The sequence below is a fragment of the Hydrogenophaga aromaticivorans genome, assembly GCF_013387465.1.
Taxonomy (GTDB): domain Bacteria; phylum Pseudomonadota; class Gammaproteobacteria; order Burkholderiales; family Burkholderiaceae_C; genus Hydrogenophaga; species Hydrogenophaga aromaticivorans.
This window is the reverse complement of record NZ_VYGV01000020.1, coordinates 1-19,723: the sequence shown is the minus strand read 5'-3', so window position 1 is coordinate 19,723 and position 19,723 is coordinate 1. Positions and strand designations below refer to the sequence as shown.

19 protein-coding genes are annotated in these 19,723 nt (G+C 67.4%); 7 read left to right on the top strand and 12 right to left on the bottom strand.

Translation table 11 applies throughout. The features are described 5' to 3' along the window. Positions 1–19: 19 nt before the first annotated feature. The 8 genes from cyoE to F3K02_RS21205 all read right to left on the bottom strand — a co-directional run bounded on the left by cyoE (position 20) and on the right by F3K02_RS21205 (position 8,022). Positions 20–892, bottom strand: coding sequence for a heme o synthase (gene cyoE, locus F3K02_RS21240; protein ID WP_218179538.1), 873 nt, complete (start codon positions 890–892; stop codon positions 20–22). 70 nt (positions 893–962) lie between these two features. Beyond that, positions 963–1,292 carry a cytochrome C oxidase subunit IV family protein gene (locus F3K02_RS21235; RefSeq protein WP_177137631.1) on the bottom strand — a complete coding sequence of 110 codons (330 nt, stop codon included), beginning with the start codon at positions 1,290–1,292 and terminating at the stop codon, positions 963–965. Positions 1,293–1,297: 5 nt separating this feature from the next. Then, positions 1,298–2,005, bottom strand: a complete 708-nt coding sequence (locus tag F3K02_RS21230) for a heme-copper oxidase subunit III family protein (protein ID WP_177137630.1) — start codon at positions 2,003–2,005, stop codon at positions 1,298–1,300. 9 nt (positions 2,006–2,014) lie between these two features. Further along, the gene (locus tag F3K02_RS21225) at positions 2,015–2,629 is read right to left on the bottom strand and encodes a cytochrome c oxidase subunit 3 (RefSeq protein WP_177137629.1); all 615 of its coding nucleotides are present in this window, start codon (positions 2,627–2,629) and stop codon (positions 2,015–2,017) included. Then, positions 2,626–4,401 carry a cytochrome c oxidase subunit I gene (locus F3K02_RS21220; RefSeq protein WP_177137628.1) on the bottom strand — a complete coding sequence of 592 codons (1,776 nt, stop codon included), beginning with the start codon at positions 4,399–4,401 and terminating at the stop codon, positions 2,626–2,628. The genes F3K02_RS21225 and F3K02_RS21220 overlap by 4 nt, the downstream gene beginning before the upstream one ends. A gap of 19 nt (positions 4,402–4,420) precedes the next feature. Further along, the gene (locus tag F3K02_RS21215; RefSeq protein ID WP_177137653.1) at positions 4,421–5,551 is read right to left on the bottom strand and encodes a cytochrome c oxidase subunit II; all 1,131 of its coding nucleotides are present in this window, start codon (positions 5,549–5,551) and stop codon (positions 4,421–4,423) included. Positions 5,552–5,679: 128 nt separating this feature from the next. After that, positions 5,680–6,195 carry a DUF1269 domain-containing protein gene (locus F3K02_RS21210; RefSeq protein WP_177137627.1) on the bottom strand — a complete coding sequence of 172 codons (516 nt, stop codon included), beginning with the start codon at positions 6,193–6,195 and terminating at the stop codon, positions 5,680–5,682. 318 nt (positions 6,196–6,513) lie between these two features. Continuing rightward, a complete protein-coding gene (locus F3K02_RS21205) occupies positions 6,514–8,022 on the bottom strand; it encodes a CoA-acylating methylmalonate-semialdehyde dehydrogenase (protein WP_177137626.1) in 1,509 nt (502 codons plus the stop codon). A 106-nt stretch (positions 8,023–8,128) separates the two neighbouring features. Here F3K02_RS21205 and F3K02_RS21200 point away from each other — a divergent pair, with 106 nt between their 5' ends. Then, positions 8,129–9,079: a LysR family transcriptional regulator gene (locus tag F3K02_RS21200; protein ID WP_177137625.1), complete on the top strand. Its 951-nt coding sequence runs from the start codon at positions 8,129–8,131 to the stop codon at positions 9,077–9,079. 10 nt (positions 9,080–9,089) lie between these two features. Here F3K02_RS21200 and F3K02_RS21195 read toward each other — a convergent pair whose 3' ends face one another. The 4 genes from F3K02_RS21195 to pyk all read right to left on the bottom strand — a co-directional run bounded on the left by F3K02_RS21195 (position 9,090) and on the right by pyk (position 13,670). Further along, positions 9,090–9,998, bottom strand: coding sequence for a phosphoribosylaminoimidazolesuccinocarboxamide synthase (locus F3K02_RS21195; RefSeq protein WP_177137624.1), 909 nt, complete (start codon positions 9,996–9,998; stop codon positions 9,090–9,092). 231 nt (positions 9,999–10,229) lie between these two features. Further along, the gene (locus F3K02_RS21190) at positions 10,230–10,694 is read right to left on the bottom strand and encodes a hypothetical protein (RefSeq protein ID WP_177137623.1); all 465 of its coding nucleotides are present in this window, start codon (positions 10,692–10,694) and stop codon (positions 10,230–10,232) included. Positions 10,695–10,957: 263 nt separating this feature from the next. Further along, a complete protein-coding gene (gene fba, locus F3K02_RS21185) occupies positions 10,958–12,022 on the bottom strand; it encodes a class II fructose-bisphosphate aldolase (protein ID WP_177137622.1) in 1,065 nt (354 codons plus the stop codon). A 214-nt stretch (positions 12,023–12,236) separates the two neighbouring features. After that, the gene (gene pyk, locus F3K02_RS21180; protein ID WP_177137621.1) at positions 12,237–13,670 is read right to left on the bottom strand and encodes a pyruvate kinase; all 1,434 of its coding nucleotides are present in this window, start codon (positions 13,668–13,670) and stop codon (positions 12,237–12,239) included. A gap of 220 nt (positions 13,671–13,890) precedes the next feature. Here pyk and atzF point away from each other — a divergent pair, with 220 nt between their 5' ends. The 6 genes from atzF to F3K02_RS21150 form a co-directional block, all read left to right on the top strand. Next, entirely contained in the window at positions 13,891–15,627 is a 1,737-nt protein-coding gene (gene atzF, locus F3K02_RS21175; RefSeq protein ID WP_177137620.1) for an allophanate hydrolase, read from the top strand. 104 nt (positions 15,628–15,731) lie between these two features. After that, positions 15,732–15,935 carry an AtzG-like protein gene (locus tag F3K02_RS21170; protein ID WP_177137619.1) on the top strand — a complete coding sequence of 68 codons (204 nt, stop codon included), beginning with the start codon at positions 15,732–15,734 and terminating at the stop codon, positions 15,933–15,935. A gap of 8 nt (positions 15,936–15,943) precedes the next feature. After that, a complete protein-coding gene (locus F3K02_RS21165; RefSeq protein WP_177137618.1) occupies positions 15,944–17,347 on the top strand; it encodes an AtzE family amidohydrolase in 1,404 nt (467 codons plus the stop codon). After that, positions 17,344–17,718, top strand: coding sequence for an oxalurate catabolism protein HpxZ (hpxZ, locus tag F3K02_RS21160; RefSeq protein WP_177137617.1), 375 nt, complete (start codon positions 17,344–17,346; stop codon positions 17,716–17,718). Before F3K02_RS21165 ends, hpxZ begins: the two co-directional genes overlap by 4 nt. Positions 17,719–17,763: 45 nt before the next feature. Beyond that, positions 17,764–18,870 (top strand): BMP family ABC transporter substrate-binding protein, encoded by a 1,107-nt coding sequence (locus tag F3K02_RS21155; protein WP_177137616.1) that lies wholly within the window; start codon positions 17,764–17,766, stop codon positions 18,868–18,870. Positions 18,871–18,883: 13 nt separating this feature from the next. Continuing rightward, positions 18,884–19,723, top strand: an 840-nt coding sequence (locus F3K02_RS21150) for an ABC transporter permease (protein WP_177137615.1), incomplete at its 3' end; no start/stop codon positions are given.

Below are 19,723 nucleotides of genomic sequence, written 5' to 3'. Positions count from 1 at the left end.
GTGCACTCGGTTGGATCCATCAGCTGGGCCAGCCTGAGGCCGCCAGCCAGTGGTCGGCCAGCAGCAGCGCAAACAGCGCGAACAGGTAGACGATGGAATAGCGGAAGGTGGGCATCGCCAGCGCGCTGTCCCGGCGCAGGCGCCAGGCAAAGGCAATAAAGCGCGCGCCGAGCGCGAGTGCGCCGACCAGGTAGACCGGACCGCTCAAGCCGATGGCCACCGGCAGCAGCGACACCCCGCCCAGGGCGATGCTGTAGTACAGGATGCGCGCCGTGGTGTACGACACGCCACGCACCACCGGCAGCATCGGGATGCCGGCGCGGGCGTAGTCGTCGCGGCGGTGGATCGCCAGAGCCCAGAAATGCGGCGGCGTCCAGATCAGGATGATGAGGAACAGCACCAGTGCGCCCGCGTCCACCTGCCCCGTCACCGCCACCCACCCCAGCAGCGGAGGCGCTGCACCGGCGGCGCCTCCGATGACGATGTTCTGTGGCGTGCGTTTTTTGAGCACCAGGCTGTAGACCACGGCATAACCCAGCAGCGATGCCAGCGTGAGCGCGGTGCACAGCAGGTTGCTCGCCCACAGCAGCAACGCCAGACCGGACGTCACCAGGGTGGCGGCAAAGACGATGGCCTGCGCTGTGCCCAGCACACCGCGCGGCAGCGGCCGGCCGCGCGTGCGCGCCATCAGCGCGTCGATACGCTGGTCGATCACGTGGTTGGCGGCGGCCGCGCCGGCGGCCACCAGGCCGATGCCCAGCGTGCCGAAGGCCAGCACCGTCCAGTGGGGCCATCCCGCTTGTGACAGCAGCATGCCGACGACCACCGTGAACATCATCAGCGCGATGACGCGTGGCTTCACCAGTTCGACATAACTGCGCCAGGACGTCATCCCGCCACGCGGCAGTGACGCGACCAGTGCAGTGGGAGGTTTCGGCATGGCGTTCGCCCTCGTGTGCTCGCTAGCGGAAGAAGAGCAGCCGCGTCAGGTGCACGTAGCCGGCCTCCGAAGCCATCAGCCACACCAGCGTGATCAGGGCGAGCGGCGGCAGCAAGATGGCGCAGATCAACGCCAGCCGCTCCCAGGCCAGGTGCATGAACACGGCCACGATCAGGCCTGCCTTCAGCAGCATGAAGAGCAGGATCAGGCTCCAGCGCCACAAACCCTGCAGGTGGTAATAGTCCACGGCGTAAGACATCATGCTCAGCACAAAGAGCAGCGCCCAGACTTTCAGGTACAGGCCGATCGGGTGCTGTTGCTGCCCGGGGAGGGCGTCGTGGGTCGTTTGCATGGCGTTCACCACAGGTAGAACAAGGCAAAGATGAAGACCCACACCAGGTCGACGAAATGCCAGTAGAGGCCGGTGATCTCGACGATCTGGTAGTGCCCGCGACTCTCGTAGCGTCCGCGCAGCAGGCGCACCGCAACCACCAGCAGGTAGATCACCCCGGCCGAGACGTGCAGGCCGTGAAAACCGGTGATCATGAAGAAGCTGGAGCCGAACTGCGCCGCGCCCATCGGGTTGCCCCAGGGGCGAACGCCCTCGTCCACGATCAGCTTGGTCCACTCGAAGGCCTGCATGCCCACGAACAGGGCACCGAAGGCCGCGGTCACGAACATCAGCCGCGCCGCGTTGACACGGTCACGGCGGTAGGCGCAGTTGACGGCCATCGCCATGGTGCCGCTGCTGGTGATGAGCACGAAGGTCATCACCGCGATCAGCAGCAGCGGCACGTCGGCACCGCCGACGTGCAGCGCGAAGACCTCGCTCGGGTTCGGCCACGGCACGGTGGTGGAAATGCGCACCGCCATGTAGCCGGTGAGGAAGCTGCCGAAGACGAAGGTGTCGCTGAGCAGGAAGAACCACATCATCGCCTTGCCCCAGGCGACGTGGAAGGCCTGGCGGTCGGACGACCAGTCGGCCACCAGCCCACGCAGCCCCGGCACCGGTGCAGAGGTTTCGGCGCTCAGCGGGGCGGTGGCTCGGGTGGTGAGGCTGCTCATGGCGGTCTTTCAGGCGCGGCCGCAGATGAAGCGCACCACTTCGGGTGTCAGCCAGCCGAGCGCGGCAAACAGCACCACCCACACGGCGAACAGGAAGTGCCAGTAGCGCGCACACAGCGTGATGTGCAGCGCCAGGCGCCGCGGTTCGGCCGGTGGCGGCCCGGCCGCCTGCACGGTGGCGCTCCAGGCCACGAGGCCGCCGATCACGTGCAATCCATGCAAGGCGGTAAGCACATAGAAGAAGCTGGCCGCCGGGTTGCCCGCGAGCACCACGCGGGCGTCCAGCAGGCTTTGCCAGGCCCACAGCTGCGAGCCCAGAAAAGCCATCGCAGCCACGCCGCCGGCCAGCAGCAGACGCCGCGCCTGGGCGTGGCGCAGTGCATGCGCCGCCGTGGCCGCGCGCTGCAGCAGCAGGCCGCCGGTCAGCAGCAACCCGCTGCTCAGCCACAGCTGGGGCGGCATGCCGATCGGCGACCAGTCGGCCGCCTCCATGCGCATCGCGTAGGCGACGATGAACAAACCGAACAGCGCGCTGACCACGCCCATGAACAGCCACAGGCCGGTCGCTGCGGCACGCGCCCGGGTGGCGGCCGGGTCTCCGACACGCAATGTGGTGGTGTTCATGATCGGGCTCCGTGACGGGGCGTGGTCGGCAACGCAGACGCCTCGGGTTCCTGGCCACCGGCCTGCGCCGGCGCGTTTTGTGCAATGAAATCCTGTGCCGCACCCGGAACGCTGTAGGCGTAGGCCCAGCGGTGCACCACCGGCAGCTGCGGGCCCCAGTTGCCGTGGCGCGGCGGCGTGTGCGGCGTGGCCCATTCCAGCGAGGCCGCGCGCCAGGGGTTGGGCTCGGCACGGCGCCCGCGCCAGGCGCTCCACAGCAGGTTGTAGACGAACAGCAGTTGTGCCGCGCCCACGATCAAGGCCACCACGGTGATGAAGGCGTTGAGCGTGTGGGCCGAGGCGGGAATGAACGCGTAGTTCGCATACTCGTAGTAGCGCCGCGGCATGCCCATCACACCCAGGTAGTGCATCGGGAAGTAGATCGCGTAAGTGCCGAGGAAGGTGATCCAGAAGTGGATGCGCCCCAGGCGTTCGTCGAGCATGCGGCCGGTGACCATGGGGTACCAGTGCACGATGGCGCCGAACACCACCAGCAGCGGCGCCACGCCCATCACCATGTGGAAATGGGCGACCACGAAATAGGTGCCCGAGAGCGGGATGTCCACGCTGACGTTGCCCAGGAACAGCCCCGTCAGCCCGCCGGCCAGGAAGGTGAGGATGAAGGCCAGCGTGAACAGCATCGGCAGCGTGAGGTGTATGTCGCCGCGCCACAGCGTGAGCACCCAGTTGTAGACCTTGATCGCGGTGGGCACCGCGATGATCAGCGTGCTGGTGGCGAAGAAGAAACCGAACCAGGGGTTCATGCCACTCACGAACATGTGGTGCGCCCAGACCACGAAGCTCAGGCCCCCGATGACCACGATGGCCCAGACCATGGTCCGGTAGCCGAAGATCGCCTTGCGCGCATGCACGCTGATGAGGTCGGACACGATGCCGAAGGCCGGCAGCGCGACGATGTAGACCTCGGGGTGGCCGAAGAACCAGAACAGGTGCTGGAACAGCAGGGGGCTGCCGCCCTTGGTGCTGGTGGCCTGCCCCATCGAGATCAGCGCGGGCATGAAGAAGCTGGTGCCCAGGGTCTTGTCCAGCAGCATCATCACGCCGCTCACGAACAGCGCCGGAAACGCCAGCAGTGCCAGGATGGTGGCCACGAAGATGCCCCACACCGACAGCGGCATGCGCAGCAGCGTCATACCTTCGCAGCGCGCCTGCAGCACCGTGGTGACGTAGTTCAGGCCGCCCATCGTGGTGGCCACAATGAAGATCAGCAGCGACACCAGCATGAGGATGATGCCCCAGTCGTACCCTGGCGTGCCTGGCAGGATGGCCGCCGGCGGGTACAGCGTCCAGCCTGCGCCGGTGGGACCACCCGGCACGAAGAAACTGGCCATCAGCACGATCACGCTGAGCAGGTAGGTCCAGAAGCTCAGCATGTTCATGTACGGGAACACCATGTCGCGCGCGCCCACCATCAACGGGATCAGGTAGTTGCCGAAGCCGCCGAGGAACAGCGCCGTGAGCAGGTAGATCACCATGATCATCCCGTGCATGGTCACGTACTGGTAGTAGCGTTCGGCGTTGATGAACTCGAACACGCCAGGGAAACCGATCTGCAGCCGCATCAGGTTGGACAACAGCAGGCCGACCAGCCCGACCGCGATGGCGGTGCAGGCGTACTGCACCGCGATCACCTTGTGGTCCTGGCTCCAGACGTAGCGCGTGATGAAGCTGCGCGGAGCGTCATCGTGGTGGCTGGTGTCGATGAGGGCCATGGCGGACTCCCTGTGGAGGTCAGGGCCGGGCGGGCTCGGCGCCCTGCGTCTTGATGTAGGCCACCAGCGCGTCGAGCTCGTCGTTGGTCAGTTCGATCTGCGGCATCACCGGCGCAAAGCCCTTCACGTTGCGCGCCTTCGGGTTGCGGATGAAGCCGCGCAGGTAGTCCTCGTCGACCCGCGCGGTGGAACCGTCGGTGAAGGACTCGGTCTTGCCGAACAGGCCCTTCCAGGTCGGACCCACGCCGGGTTGGCCATCCACCGTGTGGCAGGCCACGCAGCCCTTGGCCTGCGCAAGGGCGCGGCCCTGCGCCGCCATGTCGGGCAGACCGGCGCCGGCCACGCTGTCGGCCTTGGCCCGCATCGCCGCGAAAGTGGGTTGCTGTTGCAGCCAGGCCGACCAGGCGGCAGCATCCTCCACCACGACCACGCCGCGCATGGCCGGGTGTCCGACACCGCACAGCTGCGCACACAGGGACTCGAAACGCCCCGCCCGGGTGGGGGTGAACCAGAACCAGCTCACCTGGCCCGGCACGATGTTCATGCGTGCGCGGAATTGCGGCACGAAGAAGTCGTGCAGCACATCGTGCGAGCGCGTCATCACTTTCACCGACCGGTCCGTCGGCAGGTGAACCTCGTTGGCATCGATCAGCACGTCGTCCTGCGCGTCGGGATCGGCGGGGTCCAGACCGAAGGGGTTTTCGGGCGCCACGAAACGCAGGTCGGTGACGCCCAGCTGGCCGTCCGCGCCCGGCATGCGAAAACGCCATTGCCATTGTTGGCCGAGTATTTCGAGCTGCATCGCATCCGCCGGCGGGTCGACGTAGCGTGCGTACACCCACAGCCCCGGGGCCAGTAGCGCCACGATGCCGACGGTGGTGATGCCGCCCAGCCAGCGCTCAAGGCGGTGGTTGTTCGGCTCGTAGGCCGCGCGCGCACCTGCCCCCGGGCGGTGACGGAATCGCCACAGGGTGTAGATGACGAACAGGTTGATGACGACAAAAAACAACCCGGTGACGACGACGGTGATCGTCAGCGTGTCGTCCATCGACTTCCAGTTCGAGGCCAGCGGTGTGAGCCACCAGGGCGTCACCAAATGGAAGATCACCGTGCCGGTGACGATCAGCAGCAGTGCGATGGCGATGGCCATGGTGTCCAGGGCGCGCCAGCGCAAGCGAATGGCTCGCGCCGCAACACCCCCCGTGATCGATGTGACCCGATGTCCATGGTTCCCTCCGGTGGTAGCGCCCCAGCGACTTGTTGCCGCGACCAGGGATCTCAGGGGAAGGCCGGAATGTTGGGTTCGACGCCTTCCAGATGGGCCTCGGGATGCAAAGTCTGCAACCGCGACTCGATTTCCTCAACGCGCCCTTGCGGCACGTCCACCATCAGCAGGATCTGTCCTTGTTGGATCGCCCGCTCGAAACGTCGGAGCCGCTGGCTGGGGGTGGACACACCGATCATGCTGGAGACCCAGGTGCCGAAGGCCAGCCCCACCATCGCGAGCACGACGACCCAGACCCCTTGCGGTGGTTCGCCAGCGACCGGCAGATACCAGGACACCACGATGCCCGCCGCAGAGCCCAGGACCGCCCCGATGAGCGCACCCACCTGGGCGGCTCGCACCACATCAGACGTCTGCAGGATGTTGGCCGCTCGCAGGCCGGAAAGTTTGATGTCTTCGCGGCCGACAAAATGCATGTGCCGCTCGTCAATGCGAGCCAACAACATGTCATCCATCGTCCTGCGAGCGCTGGCCACATTGGGCAGCAGCCAGTAGATACGCTTGCGCATGGTGACCTCCTTCCGCTCAGCGGTGTGGCAATCAATGCAAGCTCTCAAACCTTCCTGATCGGCGATGTGTCCGGTGACTCGAACCAACTCCGTTCTCGCTGTTCCCTGTCACCCAAAAAAGCCAACCTTCGATGGGGTTGTACACCCCAATCGCAGCGCCGTCCAAAGCAGCAAAAAACCCACAAGACGGTATCAAGAATCGTGGTGGGCGCCGTGGCCAGAGCGCGGGCGCCAACCCAGGGCACGCGAGGGCCCGGCTCCGCCGGCCCCAGCGTGCGTCCCCCTGGGGGGAAGCGCCGAGGGCGCGCAGGGGGGCGCTTATTTGGCCGTGGGCATCACAAATTCAGCGCCTTTGCCGATGCTCTCCGGCCAACGCTGCATGATCGACTTCTGCTTCGTGTAGAAGCGCACGCCCTCTTCGCCATAGGCGTGCATGTCACCGAACAGGCTCTTCTTCCAGCCACCGAAACCCTGCCAGGCCATCGGCACGGGGATCGGCACGTTGATGCCGACCATGCCCACCTGGATGCGCCGTGCGAACTCGCGCGCCACGTTGCCGTCGCGCGTGAAGCAGCTCGTGCCGTTGCCGAACTCGTGGTCGTTGATGATCTGCACCGCTTCGGCGAAGTCGTGCACGCGCACGCAGCTCAGCACCGGGCCGAAGATCTCTTCCTTGTAGATTTTCATGTCGGTGGTCACGTTGTCGAACAGCGTGCCGCCCATCCAGAAACCGCCCTCGCAGCCTTCGCCGGTCTGCTTGGCGTCGAAGCGCCGGCCATCCACCAGCAGCTCGGCGCCTTCGGCCGCACCCGCTTCGATGTAACCCGTGATGCGCTGGTGCGCGGCGGCGGTCACGATCGGGCCCATTTCGGCGGCGAGGTTGGTGCCGTTGAGCACCTTCAGCGCCTTGGTGCGCTCGATCAGCTTGGGCATGATCTTCTCGGCCACATCGCCCACCAGCACCGCCACGCTGATCGCCATGCAGCGCTCGCCGGCCGAGCCGTAGGCCGCGCCGATCAGCGCGTCCACCGCCTGGTCGAGGTCGGCGTCGGGCATCACCACCATGTGGTTTTTCGCCCCACCCAGGGCCTGCACACGCTTGCCGTGGTGGGCGCCGGTCTCGTAGATGTAGTTGGCAATCGGGGTGGAGCCGACGAAGGAAATCGCCTTCACGTCCGGGTGCACCAGCAGTGCGCCCACCGCTTCTTTGTCGCCCTGGACGACGTTGAACACGCCGTCGGGCAGGCCGGCCTGCTTCAGCAGCTCGGCCATGAACAGGCTGGCGCTGGGGTCGATGGGGCTGGGCTTCAGGACGAAGGTGTTGCCCGCGGCGATCGCCACCGGGAACATCCACATGGGCACCATGACCGGGAAGTTGAACGGCGTGATGCCGGCCACCACGCCCAGCGCCTGGCGGATGGTCCAGTTGTCCATGCCGGTGGAAACCTGGTCGGTGAAATCGCCTTTGAGCAGCTGCGGGATGCCGCAGGCGAATTCGATGATGTCGATGCCACGCGCCACCTCGCCTTGCGCGTCGGTGAACACCTTGCCGTGTTCGGCGGTGATCAGCTGCGCCAGCTCGTCCTTGTGCAGGTTCACCAGCTCCAGGAACTTGAACATCACGCGCGCGCGGCGGATCGGGGGCGTGTCGGACCAGGCCGGGAACGCCGCCTGCGCGGCGGCCACGGCCGTTTCCACGTCGGCTGCATTGGCCAGCGCCACGCGGCCGGTGACGGCGCCGGTGGCGGGGTTGAACACGTCCTGCGCGCGGGTGGAGGAACCGGCTGCGCGGGCGCCAGCGATGAAGTGTGTGATGGCGGTGGTCATGGTGTGTCTCTTGGGATCAATGGTGGGTGCAGTGTAGGAAGCACGGCCGCCTGATACAAGGCCATAAACCTGAAATGATTGTTCAAAATGGTGAACAATAGGATCCATGAATGAGCAGAAAGTCCACGAACTCTGGGGCCACTTCCACTGGCTCAACGTGCTGGCCCAGCAAGGCAGCTACACAGCCGCCGCCGCACGCCTGGGCGTGAGCAAGGCCGCGGTGAGCCAGCGCATGGCCGAACTGGAGCGTGTGGCCGGCGTGGCGCTGGTGCAGCGCACCACGCGCAGTGTGCGCCTGACCGAAGCCGGCCAGCGCCTGGTGGACGACACCCGGGCATCGTTCGAACACATCGCCCAGTGTTTTGCGCAGGTGCGCGACGCGGCGGGCGCGCCGCGCGGCCTGCTGCGGGTGACGGCGCCGGTGGCGTTTGCGCGCCAGCAGCTGGTGCCGCGCCTGCCCGATTTCCTGCGCCAGTACCCCGAAGTGCGGCTGGAGCTGGACATGTCGGACCGCCTGTCGTCGCTCGCCACCGAGGGCTTCGACCTCGCCATCCGGCACACCGCCCACCCGCCCGACACCCACGTGGCCTGGACGCTGTGTGCCACACGCTCGGTGCTGGTGGCCAGCCGCGCTTACCTGCGCCGGCACGGCACGCCCGAAGCCCCCGCCGATCTGGCGCGCCACAACTGCCTGCACTACCCGCGCTCGCAGGACACGCCGGCCTGGACGCTGGAGCCCTTGGAACCCGCGGCGGGCAGAGAGCGGGTGACGGTACAGGTGTCGGGCTCGCTGGCCGCCAACAACAGCGAGGCCCTGCGCGACGCCGCGCTCGGCGGGCTGGGCATCGCGCTGCTGCCCGACTTCAGCGCCCAGGCCAGCCTGCTCGCGGGCAAGCTGGTGATGGTGTTGCCGCAGTGGCAGCCGGTGGGCGCGTTCGCCGAGCAGATTTACGCCATCCGGCCGTATTCGGCCCATGTGCCGCGCGCGGTGACGGCGTTTGTGGATTTCCTGCGTCGGGCCCTGGCGCCCGGGTTTGCCGAAGGCCTGGCGACTTGACGCGAGGGCCTCAGCCCATCAGCCGCGTGAGCGCTTCCTGGTACTTGGCCGCCGTTTTTTCGATCACTTCCTTGGGCAGGCGCGGCGCGGGCGCCGTCTTGTCCCAGGCCTTGCCGCTCACCTGCGCGGTCTCCAGCCAGTCGCGCAGGAACTGCTTGTCGTAGCTCGGCGGGTTCTGGCCCACCACGTAGCTTTCCAGCGGCCAGTAGCGCGAAGAATCGGGTGTCAGCACCTCGTCCATCAGCACCACGGTGCCGGCCTTGTCCAGGCCGAACTCGAACTTGGTGTCCGCGATGATGATGCCCTTCTTGAGGGCGATCTCGGCCGCCGCCTTGTACAGCGCGATCGCCTTGTCGCGGATCTGCGCGGCGACGTCGGCACCGACCATCGCCACCGTCTGCTCAAACGTGATGTTCTCGTCGTGCTCGCCCATCTCGGCCTTGGCGGCGGGCGTGTAGATGGGCTCGGGCAGCTTGCTCGCGTTCATCAGGCCCTCGGGCAGCGGCACGCCACAGACCGAACGGCTCTCCTGGTATTCCTTCCAGCCGCTGCCGGCGAGGTAACCACGCACCACGGCCTCAACCGGAATCGGCTTCAGGCGCTGGACCAGCATGGAGCGGCCCGTGACCTGGGCGCGTTCAGCCTCGCTCACCACGCTCTCGGGCGCTTCGCCGGTCAGGTGGATCGGGCAGATGTTCAGGCCCTTGGGGCCGAGCTGGTCAAACCAGAACAGCGAAAGCTGGGTCAGCAGTGCGCCTTTGCCGGGAATCGGCTCTCCCATGATCACGTCGAAGGCGCTGATGCGGTCGGAGGCCACCATTAGGATGCGGTCGTTGCCCACGGCGTAGTTGTCGCGCACCTTGCCGCGCGCGAGCAGGGGCAGGGAATTCAGGGCGGAGGTGTGGAGGGCGGAAGTCATGATCGGGCGCAGGGACAAGTGACAGCCAAGAAAAAAGCCCGGTGACCGAACAGTCAGCGGGCTCCGAACCATTCCGGGGAATTATCGCAGGTCGGGTGACCGGCCGGGCGTGGGCTCCACCTCAGGCACCATGGGCTGGTCGGTCCTTGCGCCGGGCACGCCTGATCGTTCCCGCGCTGGACATTCGACGTGTCTGAAAGGACGCCTGGTCAGCGCCCCAGGTGACCGGGTTCAGTACTTCGCGCTCGACGCCACCGTCAAGCCGGCGTGGTCGCAGGAGAACATTTCCAGACTGTTGCCCCGTGTCTGGTGGCCGTTGGACAGTTGCTGGTAGGCCTGCATCTGCTCCCTGGAGACCACGGACAACAGCAGGCCGCCCTTGTCTTCTGGCGTGAGCTCCTTGCCCAGCAGGCGGCTGGCGCGGCTGCTCAGGCAGGATTCCGCGTTCAGGTGGCGAAACGCCAGCGACTCGATGTACTTGCCCGCCTGCAGGCTGCTGGTCACGGTCCTGGCGTACGCGCCCACATAGGCGCTCGCGGCCTCATCCACTTCGGGCTGGTTGAAGGGCTTGATCTGCACCGCCTGCGGGGCATTGAGCACCTGCTGGGACAGCTGGGGCGCCGTTGTCGAACAAGCCGCAAGCCCCGTCAAAGCCAGTGCGATCAGAACCGATTTGGAATGCTGGAGGTGTTTCATGGGATTTCCCTGGTTGATTGACCTTCCCTGCCACCACAGGCAGCAGGAACTCCTTGTCACAAGTTGTTCATCGGCTGGCCCGGCGGTTTCTTGAAAGCTTGCTCAGGGTCAATGGTTTCAAGTCGTAACCGTCCGGCATGACAGCCACAAGCGACGGCTCAATCACAGGGGAGGCGCTGTCGTTTTCCACAAAACGACATTCCGCAATAAGCAAAAAGGCCACCGCAAGGGTGGCCTTTCAGGGAAGCGGAGGCGACCTGGCGTCAGACCACCTTCTGCGCCAGTTCGCCCTTGGCGTACTTCGTGGCCATCACGCTGAGCGTGTCGCCCTTGATCTTCGCGCCCTGGCCTTCGCAGCCGAACTCGATATAGCGCTGCTTGCAGATCGCCTTGGCGGCTTCGCGGGCGGGCTTGAGCCATTCGCGGGCGTCGAACTTCTCGGGGTTTTCGGCCATGAACTTGCGCACCGCGCCGGTCATGGCCATGCGGATGTCGGTGTCGATGTTGATCTTGCGCACGCCGTGCTTGATGGCTTCCTGGATCTCTTTCACCGGCACGCCCCAGGTCTGCTTCATCTGGCCGCCGTACTGGTTGATGATCGCCAACAGGTCCTGCGGCACGCTGGACGAGCCGTGCATCACGAGGTGGGTGTTGGGGATGCGGGCGTGGATTTCCTTCACGCGGCTGATCGCCAGGATGTCGCCGGTGGGCGGGCGGCTGAACTTGTAGGCGCCGTGGCTGGTGCCGATGGCGATGGCCAGCGCGTCGAGCTGCGTGGCCTTGACGAAGGTGGCGGCTTCTTCGGGGTCGGTCAGCATCTGGCTGTGGTCCAGCTTGCCCTCGGCGCCGATGCCGTCTTCTTCGCCCGCGTCACCGGTTTCCAGGTTGCCCAGGCAGCCGAGTTCACCTTCCACCGTGACGCCGCTCTTGTGCGCCATCTCGACGACCTTGCGGGTCACGTCCACGTTGTACTCGAAGCTCGACGGCGTCTTGCCGTCTTCGTTCAGCGAGCCGTCCATCATGACCGAGCCGAAGCCCAGGCCGATCGCGCCTTCGCAGACCTTGACGCTGGTGCCATGGTCCTGGTGCATCACCATCGGGATGTGTGGGTACATCTCGGCAGCGGCCTGGATCAGGTGCTTGATGAAGGCTTCACCCGCGTACTTGCGGGCACCGGCCGAGGCCTGCAGGATGACCGGAGCGCCGACCTCGTCGGCCGCGGCCATGACGGCCTGCACCTGTTCGAGGTTGTTGACGTTGAAAGCCGGAATGCCGTAACCGTTCGCCGCAGCGTGGTCGAGCAGTTCGCGCATGGAAACGAGAGCCATGAAAATCCCCTAAATCAAGTTGGTAACCGGTTGGTAACTCGGGGAATTTTAGCGCCGCGGGCCCGGCTCACCGTTGACAAACCCGCGCAGGGCAAAGGGAACAAGTCAAACCGCGCTCCGGAGACCGTGCCCCAGCCAAGGCCGCCGCGGAACTGGCTTTGCCAGGCCGCCAGCGGCGTCCCCAGGGGGAGGCCGCGCAGCGGCGCAGGGGGGATCAACGGGCTCTGCAGATCTTCAAGGTGTTGGTGCCGCCGGGCTGCCCCATGGGCTCCCCCACGGTGATGGCGTAGACGTCGCCGCTCTGCACGATGCCGCGCGCCTTCAGGTGCGCCTCGGCGTCGGCCAGCGCCGTATCGCGGTCGGCACTGGTGTCCATCAGCAGCGGGCGCACGTTGCGGTAGAGGGTCATCTTTCGCTGCGAGGTCAGGTTGGACGTGACGGCGTAGATCGGCATGCGCACGTTGTGCCGACTCATCCACAACGCGGTGGAGCCCGAGTCGGTCAGCGCCACGATGGCCTTGGCCCCGAGGTGGTGGGCCGTGAACAGCGCGCCCATGGCGATGGACTGGTCGATGCGCGTGAACTTTTTGCCCTGGAAGTCGTTGCCCAGTTCGCTGTACTCGGCTTTTTCGGCTTCCTGGCAGATGTTGGCCATCTCCTTGACCGTCTCCAGCGGGTACTTGCCGGCGGCGGTTTCGGCGCTGAGCATCACGGCGTCGGTGCCGTCCAGCACGGCGTTGGCCACGTCGCTCACCTCGGCGCGCGTGGGCACCGGGTTGACGATCATCGACTCCATCATCTGTGTCGCGGTGATCACCACCTTGTCCATCTCGCGCGCGAGCCGGATCATGTGTTTCTGCAGACCGGGCACGGCCGCGTTGCCCACCTCCACCGCCAGGTCGCCGCGCGCCACCATGATGCCGTCGGACACCTTGAGGATGTTGGCCAGTTCGGGGATGGCCTCGGCGCGTTCGATCTTGGCGATCAGCGCCGGCTTGTGCCCGATGGACGCACCGGCCACGTTGCAGAGCTGGCGCGCCAGCTCCATGTCGGTGGCGTTCTTGGGGAAACTCACCGCCACGTAGTCGGCCTTCAGCCCCATGGCGGTCTTGATGTCGTCCATGTCCTTGGCGGTCAGCGCGGGGGCGGTCAGGCCGCCGCCCTGCTTGTTGATGCCCTTGTTGTTGGACAGCTCGCCGCCGAGCTTCACGGTGGTGTGCACCGCCGGCCCGACCACCTTGTCGATGGTCAGCACGATCAGGCCGTCGTTCAGCAGCAGCGTGTCGCCAGCCTTGACGTCGCGCGGCAGTTCCTTGTAATCCAGGCCCACGCCGCCCAGGTCACCCGGCTCGGTGCGCGAAGCATCGAGCACAAAAGGCTGGCCCGGCTCCAGCATCACCTTGCCCTCGGCGAACTTGCCGACGCGAATCTTCGGGCCCTGCAGGTCGGCCATGATGCCGACCTCGCGGCCCGCACGCTGCGCCGCCTCGCGCACCAGGGTGGCGCGGTCGATGTGGTCCTGCGCGGTGCCGTGCGAGAAGTTCAGCCGCACCACGTTGACGCCGGCGCGGATCATCGCCTCCAGCAGGGCGGGATCGCTGGAAGCGGGCCCGAGGGTGGCGACGATCTTGGTGGCGCGTTGCGGCATGAAAGGAGTCTCCTGATGGGTTGCTGAAACGGTTGGCTCTGTAATTTGGTTTCAATTATCCGTGAAACCCGTTACGACATGGTTACAGCTTGTCTGTGCACACCCGGGAGCCCCCGCCACCTCCTAGCGAACCGGCGAAACCGAAACCACCCGGGCGCGGCTCGTCCGAACTGGCACCGATCTTGCATCAAATCTTGGATACAAGATGGAATGCTTAATCATGGTGCATCAGTCCCATCCCGCTCAGGCCGCCGCCATCCCGCCAGACACATCCTGGGCGCCGGAGGCTTGGCTGCACCAGCCGGACCAGCCGCTGGCAGGCACCCGATCCGGCGTGCTCTCGGGGCTGCGTTTTGCGGTCAAGGACAACATCGACGTGGCCGGCTGGCCCACCACCGCCGCCTGCCCCGCGTTCGCTTACACCGCCACCGCCCATGCCACCGTGGTGCAGAAGCTGCTCGATGCTGGTGCATCGCTGCAGGGCAAGACCAACCTGGACCAGTTCGCCTGCGGCCTGAACGGCACGCGCTCGCCCTATGGCTCCGTGCCCAACGCGATCAACCCGCTGCATGTGTCGGGCGGTTCCAGCTCGGGCTCGGCCTATGTGGTGGCCACCGGCCAGGTCGAATTCGCGCTCGGCACCGACACCGCCGGCTCGGGCCGCGTGCCGGCCGGCCTGAACAACATCGTGGGCCTGAAGCCCTCGCGCGGGCTGCTCAGTGCCCGGGGCGTGGTGCCCGCCGCGCAGGCGGTGGACTGCGTGTCCATCTTCACCACCACGGTGGCGCGCGCCGCCCAGGTGCTGGCCACCGCGCTGGGGTACGACGCGGCGGACCCGTACTCGCGCAGCCTGCCGCTGGCCAGCACACCCTTCGGCGCGCGCTTCCGCTTCGGCCTCCCCGCCACACCCGAGTTCTTCGGCGACGAGACCGCGCGCGCAGCGTTTGACGAAGCGATTCAGCGCCTGAAAGACCTCGGCGGCGAGGCCGTCCCCATCGACTTCAGCGTGTTCACGGCCTGCGCCGACATGCTCTACGGCAGCGCGCTGGTGGCCCAGCGCTACGAAGCCATCCGCGGCTTCTTCGATGCGCACGAGGCCGAGGTGATCGAGCCGGTGCGCAGCATCGTCGGCGCCGGCCGCCCCTACAGCGCGGCCGATCTGGTGGCGGCGCAGACCCGCCTGGCGGCCCTGGCCCAGCAGGCCGATCCGCTGTGGCGTGGCCTGGACCTGATGGTGGTGCCCACCGCGCCCACGCACCCCACCATCGAAGCGATGCTCGCCGACCCGGTGGTGCTGAACCGCCAGCTCGGGGCCTACACCAACTTCGTCAACCTGCTGGACTACGCCGCGCTGTCGGTGCCCAGCAGCTTCCGTCCGGACGGTCTTCCATTCGGCATCACGCTGATCGGCCGCTGCGGCAGCGACTGGCAGCTCGCCGAACTCGGCCAGCGCTACCACCACGCCACCGGCCTGACCCAGGGCGCCACCGGCCGGCCGCTGCCCGAGCCCCAGCCCATCACCGGCCTGACCCTCGCCGCACCGCCGCGCGTGCGCGTGGCCGTGGTCGGGGCCCACCTCTCCGGCATGCCGCTCAACGGCCAGCTCAACGAACGCGGTGCCACGCTGATCAGCCGCACCCACACCGCGCCCGTCTACCGCCTCTACGCGCTGCCCAACACCACGCCGCCCAAACCCGGCCTGCTGCGCGTGGCGCCCGGCGAAGGCGAGCGCATCGAGATCGAGGTCTGGGAGATGCCGCTCTCCGAATACGGCAGCTTTGTCGCGCTGGTGCCCGCGCCCCTGTCCATCGGCAGCCTGCAGGTGGCCGACGGCAGCAGCGTGCAGGGTTTCCTGTGCGAACCCCTGGCGCTGCAGGGCGCGGCCGACATCACCCACCTGGGCGGCTGGCGCGCCTACCTGGCCGCCACCGCGCCGGAACGCCTCGCCTTCCCCTGAACCCGGTCCACCGGCCTCTTTTCCACCCGAAGGAGTCTCGCCATGCCACACCACCCCCGCTGCGAAGGCCCTCGCACCATGGCCACGCCTTCTGAGGTGCGGCGATGACCGACGAGCAGACCCTGGCCTACGTGAAGGCCGCCGCGGTGGTGGTGGGTCTGCCGCTGGACGAGGCGCAGATCGCGCGCGTGGCGGTGCACCTGCAGCGCACGGCCGGCCTCGCGGCCACGCTGGAAGTCATTCCCCTGGCACCGCACGACGAGCCGGCCGAGCTGTTCTGCCCGGCGCCCTTCGACCAGTCCCGTTGAGCCGCGCCATGCCCACGCTTTCACTTTCTCAAACGGTGCAGGCCATCGCCAGCGGCGAGCGCAGCGCCGCCGAGGTGCTGGAGACCTGCATCGCCCGCATCGAGACCACCGACGCCCGCGTGAACGCCTTCACCGGCACGCGCTTCGACGCCGCCCGCGCCCAGGCGGCGCAGGTGGACGCCCGACGCGCGCGCGGCGAACCCCTGGGACCGCTGGCCGGTGTGCCGTTCGCGGTGAAGAACCTGTTCGACATCGCGGGCGAGGTGACCCTGGCCGGCTCCAAGGTGAACCGCTCGCACCCGCCCGCCACCGCCGACGCGGTGCTGGTGCAGCGCCTGCAGGCCGCGGGCGCGGTGCTGGTGGGCTCGCTCAACATGGACGAGTTCGCCTACGGCTTCACCACCGAAAACACGCACTACGGCCCCACCCGCAACCCGCACAACCTGGACTGCACGGCCGGCGGGTCCTCGGGCGGTTCGGGCGCGGCGGTGGCCGCCGGCCAGGTGCCGCTGACGCTGGGGTCGGACACCAACGGCTCGATCCGCGTGCCCTCGTCGTTCTGCGGCATCTGGGGCTTCAAGCCCACCTTCGGGCGGCTCTCGCGGCGCGGCAGTTTCCCCTTCGTGCACAGCATCGACCACCTCGGCCCCTTCGCCGACGACCTGCCCGGCCTGGCCCTGGCCTACGACGCGCTGCAGGGCCCCGACCCGCAGGACCCGGGCTGCTTCGCGACCGCGGTGGAGCCCACCACCGGCTCGCTCGCCCAGGGCGTGGAGGGCCTGCGCGTGGGCGTGCTCGGTGGCTACTTCGACGCGATGGCCACACCGGCGGCGCGCGAAGCCGTGGCCCTGGCGGCCGACGCGCTGGGCGCTCACACCACCGTGCAGCGTGGCGTCGAATGGCCCGACGCCGCTGCCGCGCGTGCTGCGGCCTTCATCGTCACCGCCAGCGAAGGCGGTCAGCTGCACCTGGACAGCCTGCGCACGCGGGCCGCCGACCACGAGCCGCTGTCGGTGGACCGCCTCATCGCGGGCGCGCTGCAACCGGCCGCCTGGTACGTGCGCGCCCAGCGCTTCCGTCGCCGCTACCGCGACCAGGTCAACGCCTTGTTCCGCGACTGGGATGTGCTGATCGCACCCGCCACACCGTTGGCCGCGCCGGCCATCGGCAGCGAGTGGGTCGACATCAATGGCCAGCAGCTCCCCTGCCGCCCCTCCATCGGGCTGCTCACGCAACCGGTGTCGTTCTCCGGCTGCCCGGTGGTGACCGCGCCGATGTGGCCCGGCGGCACCGGTGGCCTGCCCATTGGCGTGCAGCTGATTGCTGCGCCCTGGCGCGAAGACCTGGCGCTTCGCGCCGGCTGGGCGCTCGCGCAGTCGGGTGTGGCCCAAGTGAAGGAGAGTTCGCTGTGATCATCAACATCCCCGAAGTGCTGGCCGAGGTCACGGCCGTGTTCGAGCGCTACGAAGCGGCCCTGGTGGGCAACGACGTGGCCGTGCTCGACGAGCTGTTCTGGAACAGCCCGCACACGCTGCGCTATGGCGCCACCGAAAACCTGTATGGCTACGACGCCATCCGCGAATTCCGCGCCGGCCGCCCCTCCGCCGGGCTGGCGCGCACGCTGGGCAAGACCGTCATCACCACCTACGGCCGCGACTTCGCCACCGCCAACACCGAGTTCTTCCGCGCCGGCAGCGACCGCACCGGTCGCCAGAGCCAGACCTGGATTCGCACGCCCGAGGGCTGGCGCGTCGTTGCCGCGCACGTCAGCCTGCTGGCCTGAATCCGTTCACCCCGTCCCCTCCAACCAACCCCCAGGAGCGTTCCCATGAGCCACCTCTTCTCCAACCGCCGCGATTCGATCAAGACCCTGGCCGCGCTCGGCGCGGCGGCCAGCAGCCCCTTCGCTTTCGCGCAGAAGCCCATCACCGTGGGCGTGATCTACGTCGGACCGCGCGACGACTATGGCTACAACCAGGCCCAGGCCGAAGCCGCGGCCATGCTCAAGAAGATGCCGGGCGTGAAGGTGGTGGAAGAAGAGAACGTGCCCGAGACCGCCACCGTGCAGCGCACCATGACCGGCATGATCGCGCAGGACGGGGCGAGCCTGGTCTTCCCCACGTCCTTCGGCTACTTCGACCCGCACATGCTGGCGGTGGCCGCCAAGTTCCCCGATGTGCGCTTCGCCCATTGCGGCGGCATGTGGACCGAAGGCAAGCACCCGAAGAACACGGCCAGCTTCTTCGGCTACATCGACGAGTGCCAGTACCTCAACGGTGTCATCGCCGGGCACATGAGCAAGAGCAAGAAGATCGGCTTCATCGCCGCCAAGCCGATCCCGCAGGTGCTGCGCAACATCAACGCCTTCACCATGGGCGCGCGCTCGGTCGACCCGAAGATCACCTGCAGCGTGATCTTCACCGGCGACTGGTCGATGCCGGTCAAGGAGGCCGAGGCCACCAACAGCCTGGCCGACCAGGGCGTGGACGTGTTCACCATGCACGTGGACGGCCCCAAAGTGATCGTGGAGACCGCGGCCAAGCGCGGCAAGATGGTCTGCGGCTACCACGCCAGCCAGGCCAAGCTCGCGCCCCAGGCCTACCTCACAGGCGCCGAGTGGAACTGGCTGACCGCCTACACCACCTTCATCGAGGCGGCGCGCAGCGGCAAGCCTCACCCCAACTTCGTGCGCGGCGGGCTGAAGGACGGCTTCGTGAAGATGTCGGCCTACGGCCCCGCGGTCACCGACACGGCCAAGAAGCAGGCCGATGGCGTGAAGGCGCAGATGATGGCCGGCAGCTTCGACATCTTCAAAGGCCCGCTCAAGGACAACAAGGGCGCCACCATCATTCCGGCCGGCAAGGCGTTCAAGCAGACCGACCTGGAGCTCGAGAAGATGAACTACCTGGTTGAAGGCGTGAACGGCTCCGTCTGAAGGCACCGAGGCCATGCGCAACGTCCTCCTTCCCGTCGGCGCCATCGGGGTGGCCCTGCTGCTGTTCGGTCTCATCGTCTCGTTCTCGGGGGTGAGTCCGGTCGAGGTCTGGGTGCTGCTATTCAAGGGCGCCTTCGGCGACTGGTACTCGTGGCAGAACACGCTGCAGCGCGCCGCGCCGCTGATGCTGACGGCCTTGTGTGTGGCGATTCCGGCGCGCGCGGGCCTCACCGTGATCGGTGGCGAAGGCGCGCTGGTGCTGGGCGGCCTGGCCTGCGCGGCGCTGGCGCACGCCGTGCCGCTGCCGCCCAGTCTGTTCGGCACGGTGGCGATCTGCATGGCCGGGGCGGTGGCCGGCGGGTTGTGGGTGGCTCTGGCCGGCTGGCTGCGCCAGTACCGTGGCATCAACGAAACCATCAGCAGCCTGCTGCTGGCCTATGTGGCCATCGGCCTGTTCAAGCACCTGGTGGAAGGGCCGCTGCGCGACCCGGCCAGCCTGAACAAGCCGTCCACACCCGCGCTCGACGAGGGCCTGCTCATCGGCACCATCGCCGGTTCCGACGTGCACTGGGGCCTGGTGATCGGCGTGGTGGTGTGCCTGGCCGCAGGCCTGTGGCTGCGCCTCACCCCCTCGGGTTTTGCCGTGCGCGTGGTCGGCGGCAACCCGCGCGCGGCCCAGCTGGTGGGCCTGCCCGCCACGCGGCTGGTGGTGCTGGCCTGCGCGCTCGGCAGGTCCGTCAACTTGATCTCCACCTTGTCGTTGCTCGCGGGCAGCAGCCAGGCCAGGCCGCCCTGGCCACGCTTGGGCTCGGTGCTGCCCATCTGGGTGTTGCCTTCGCGCGCTTTCTTGATG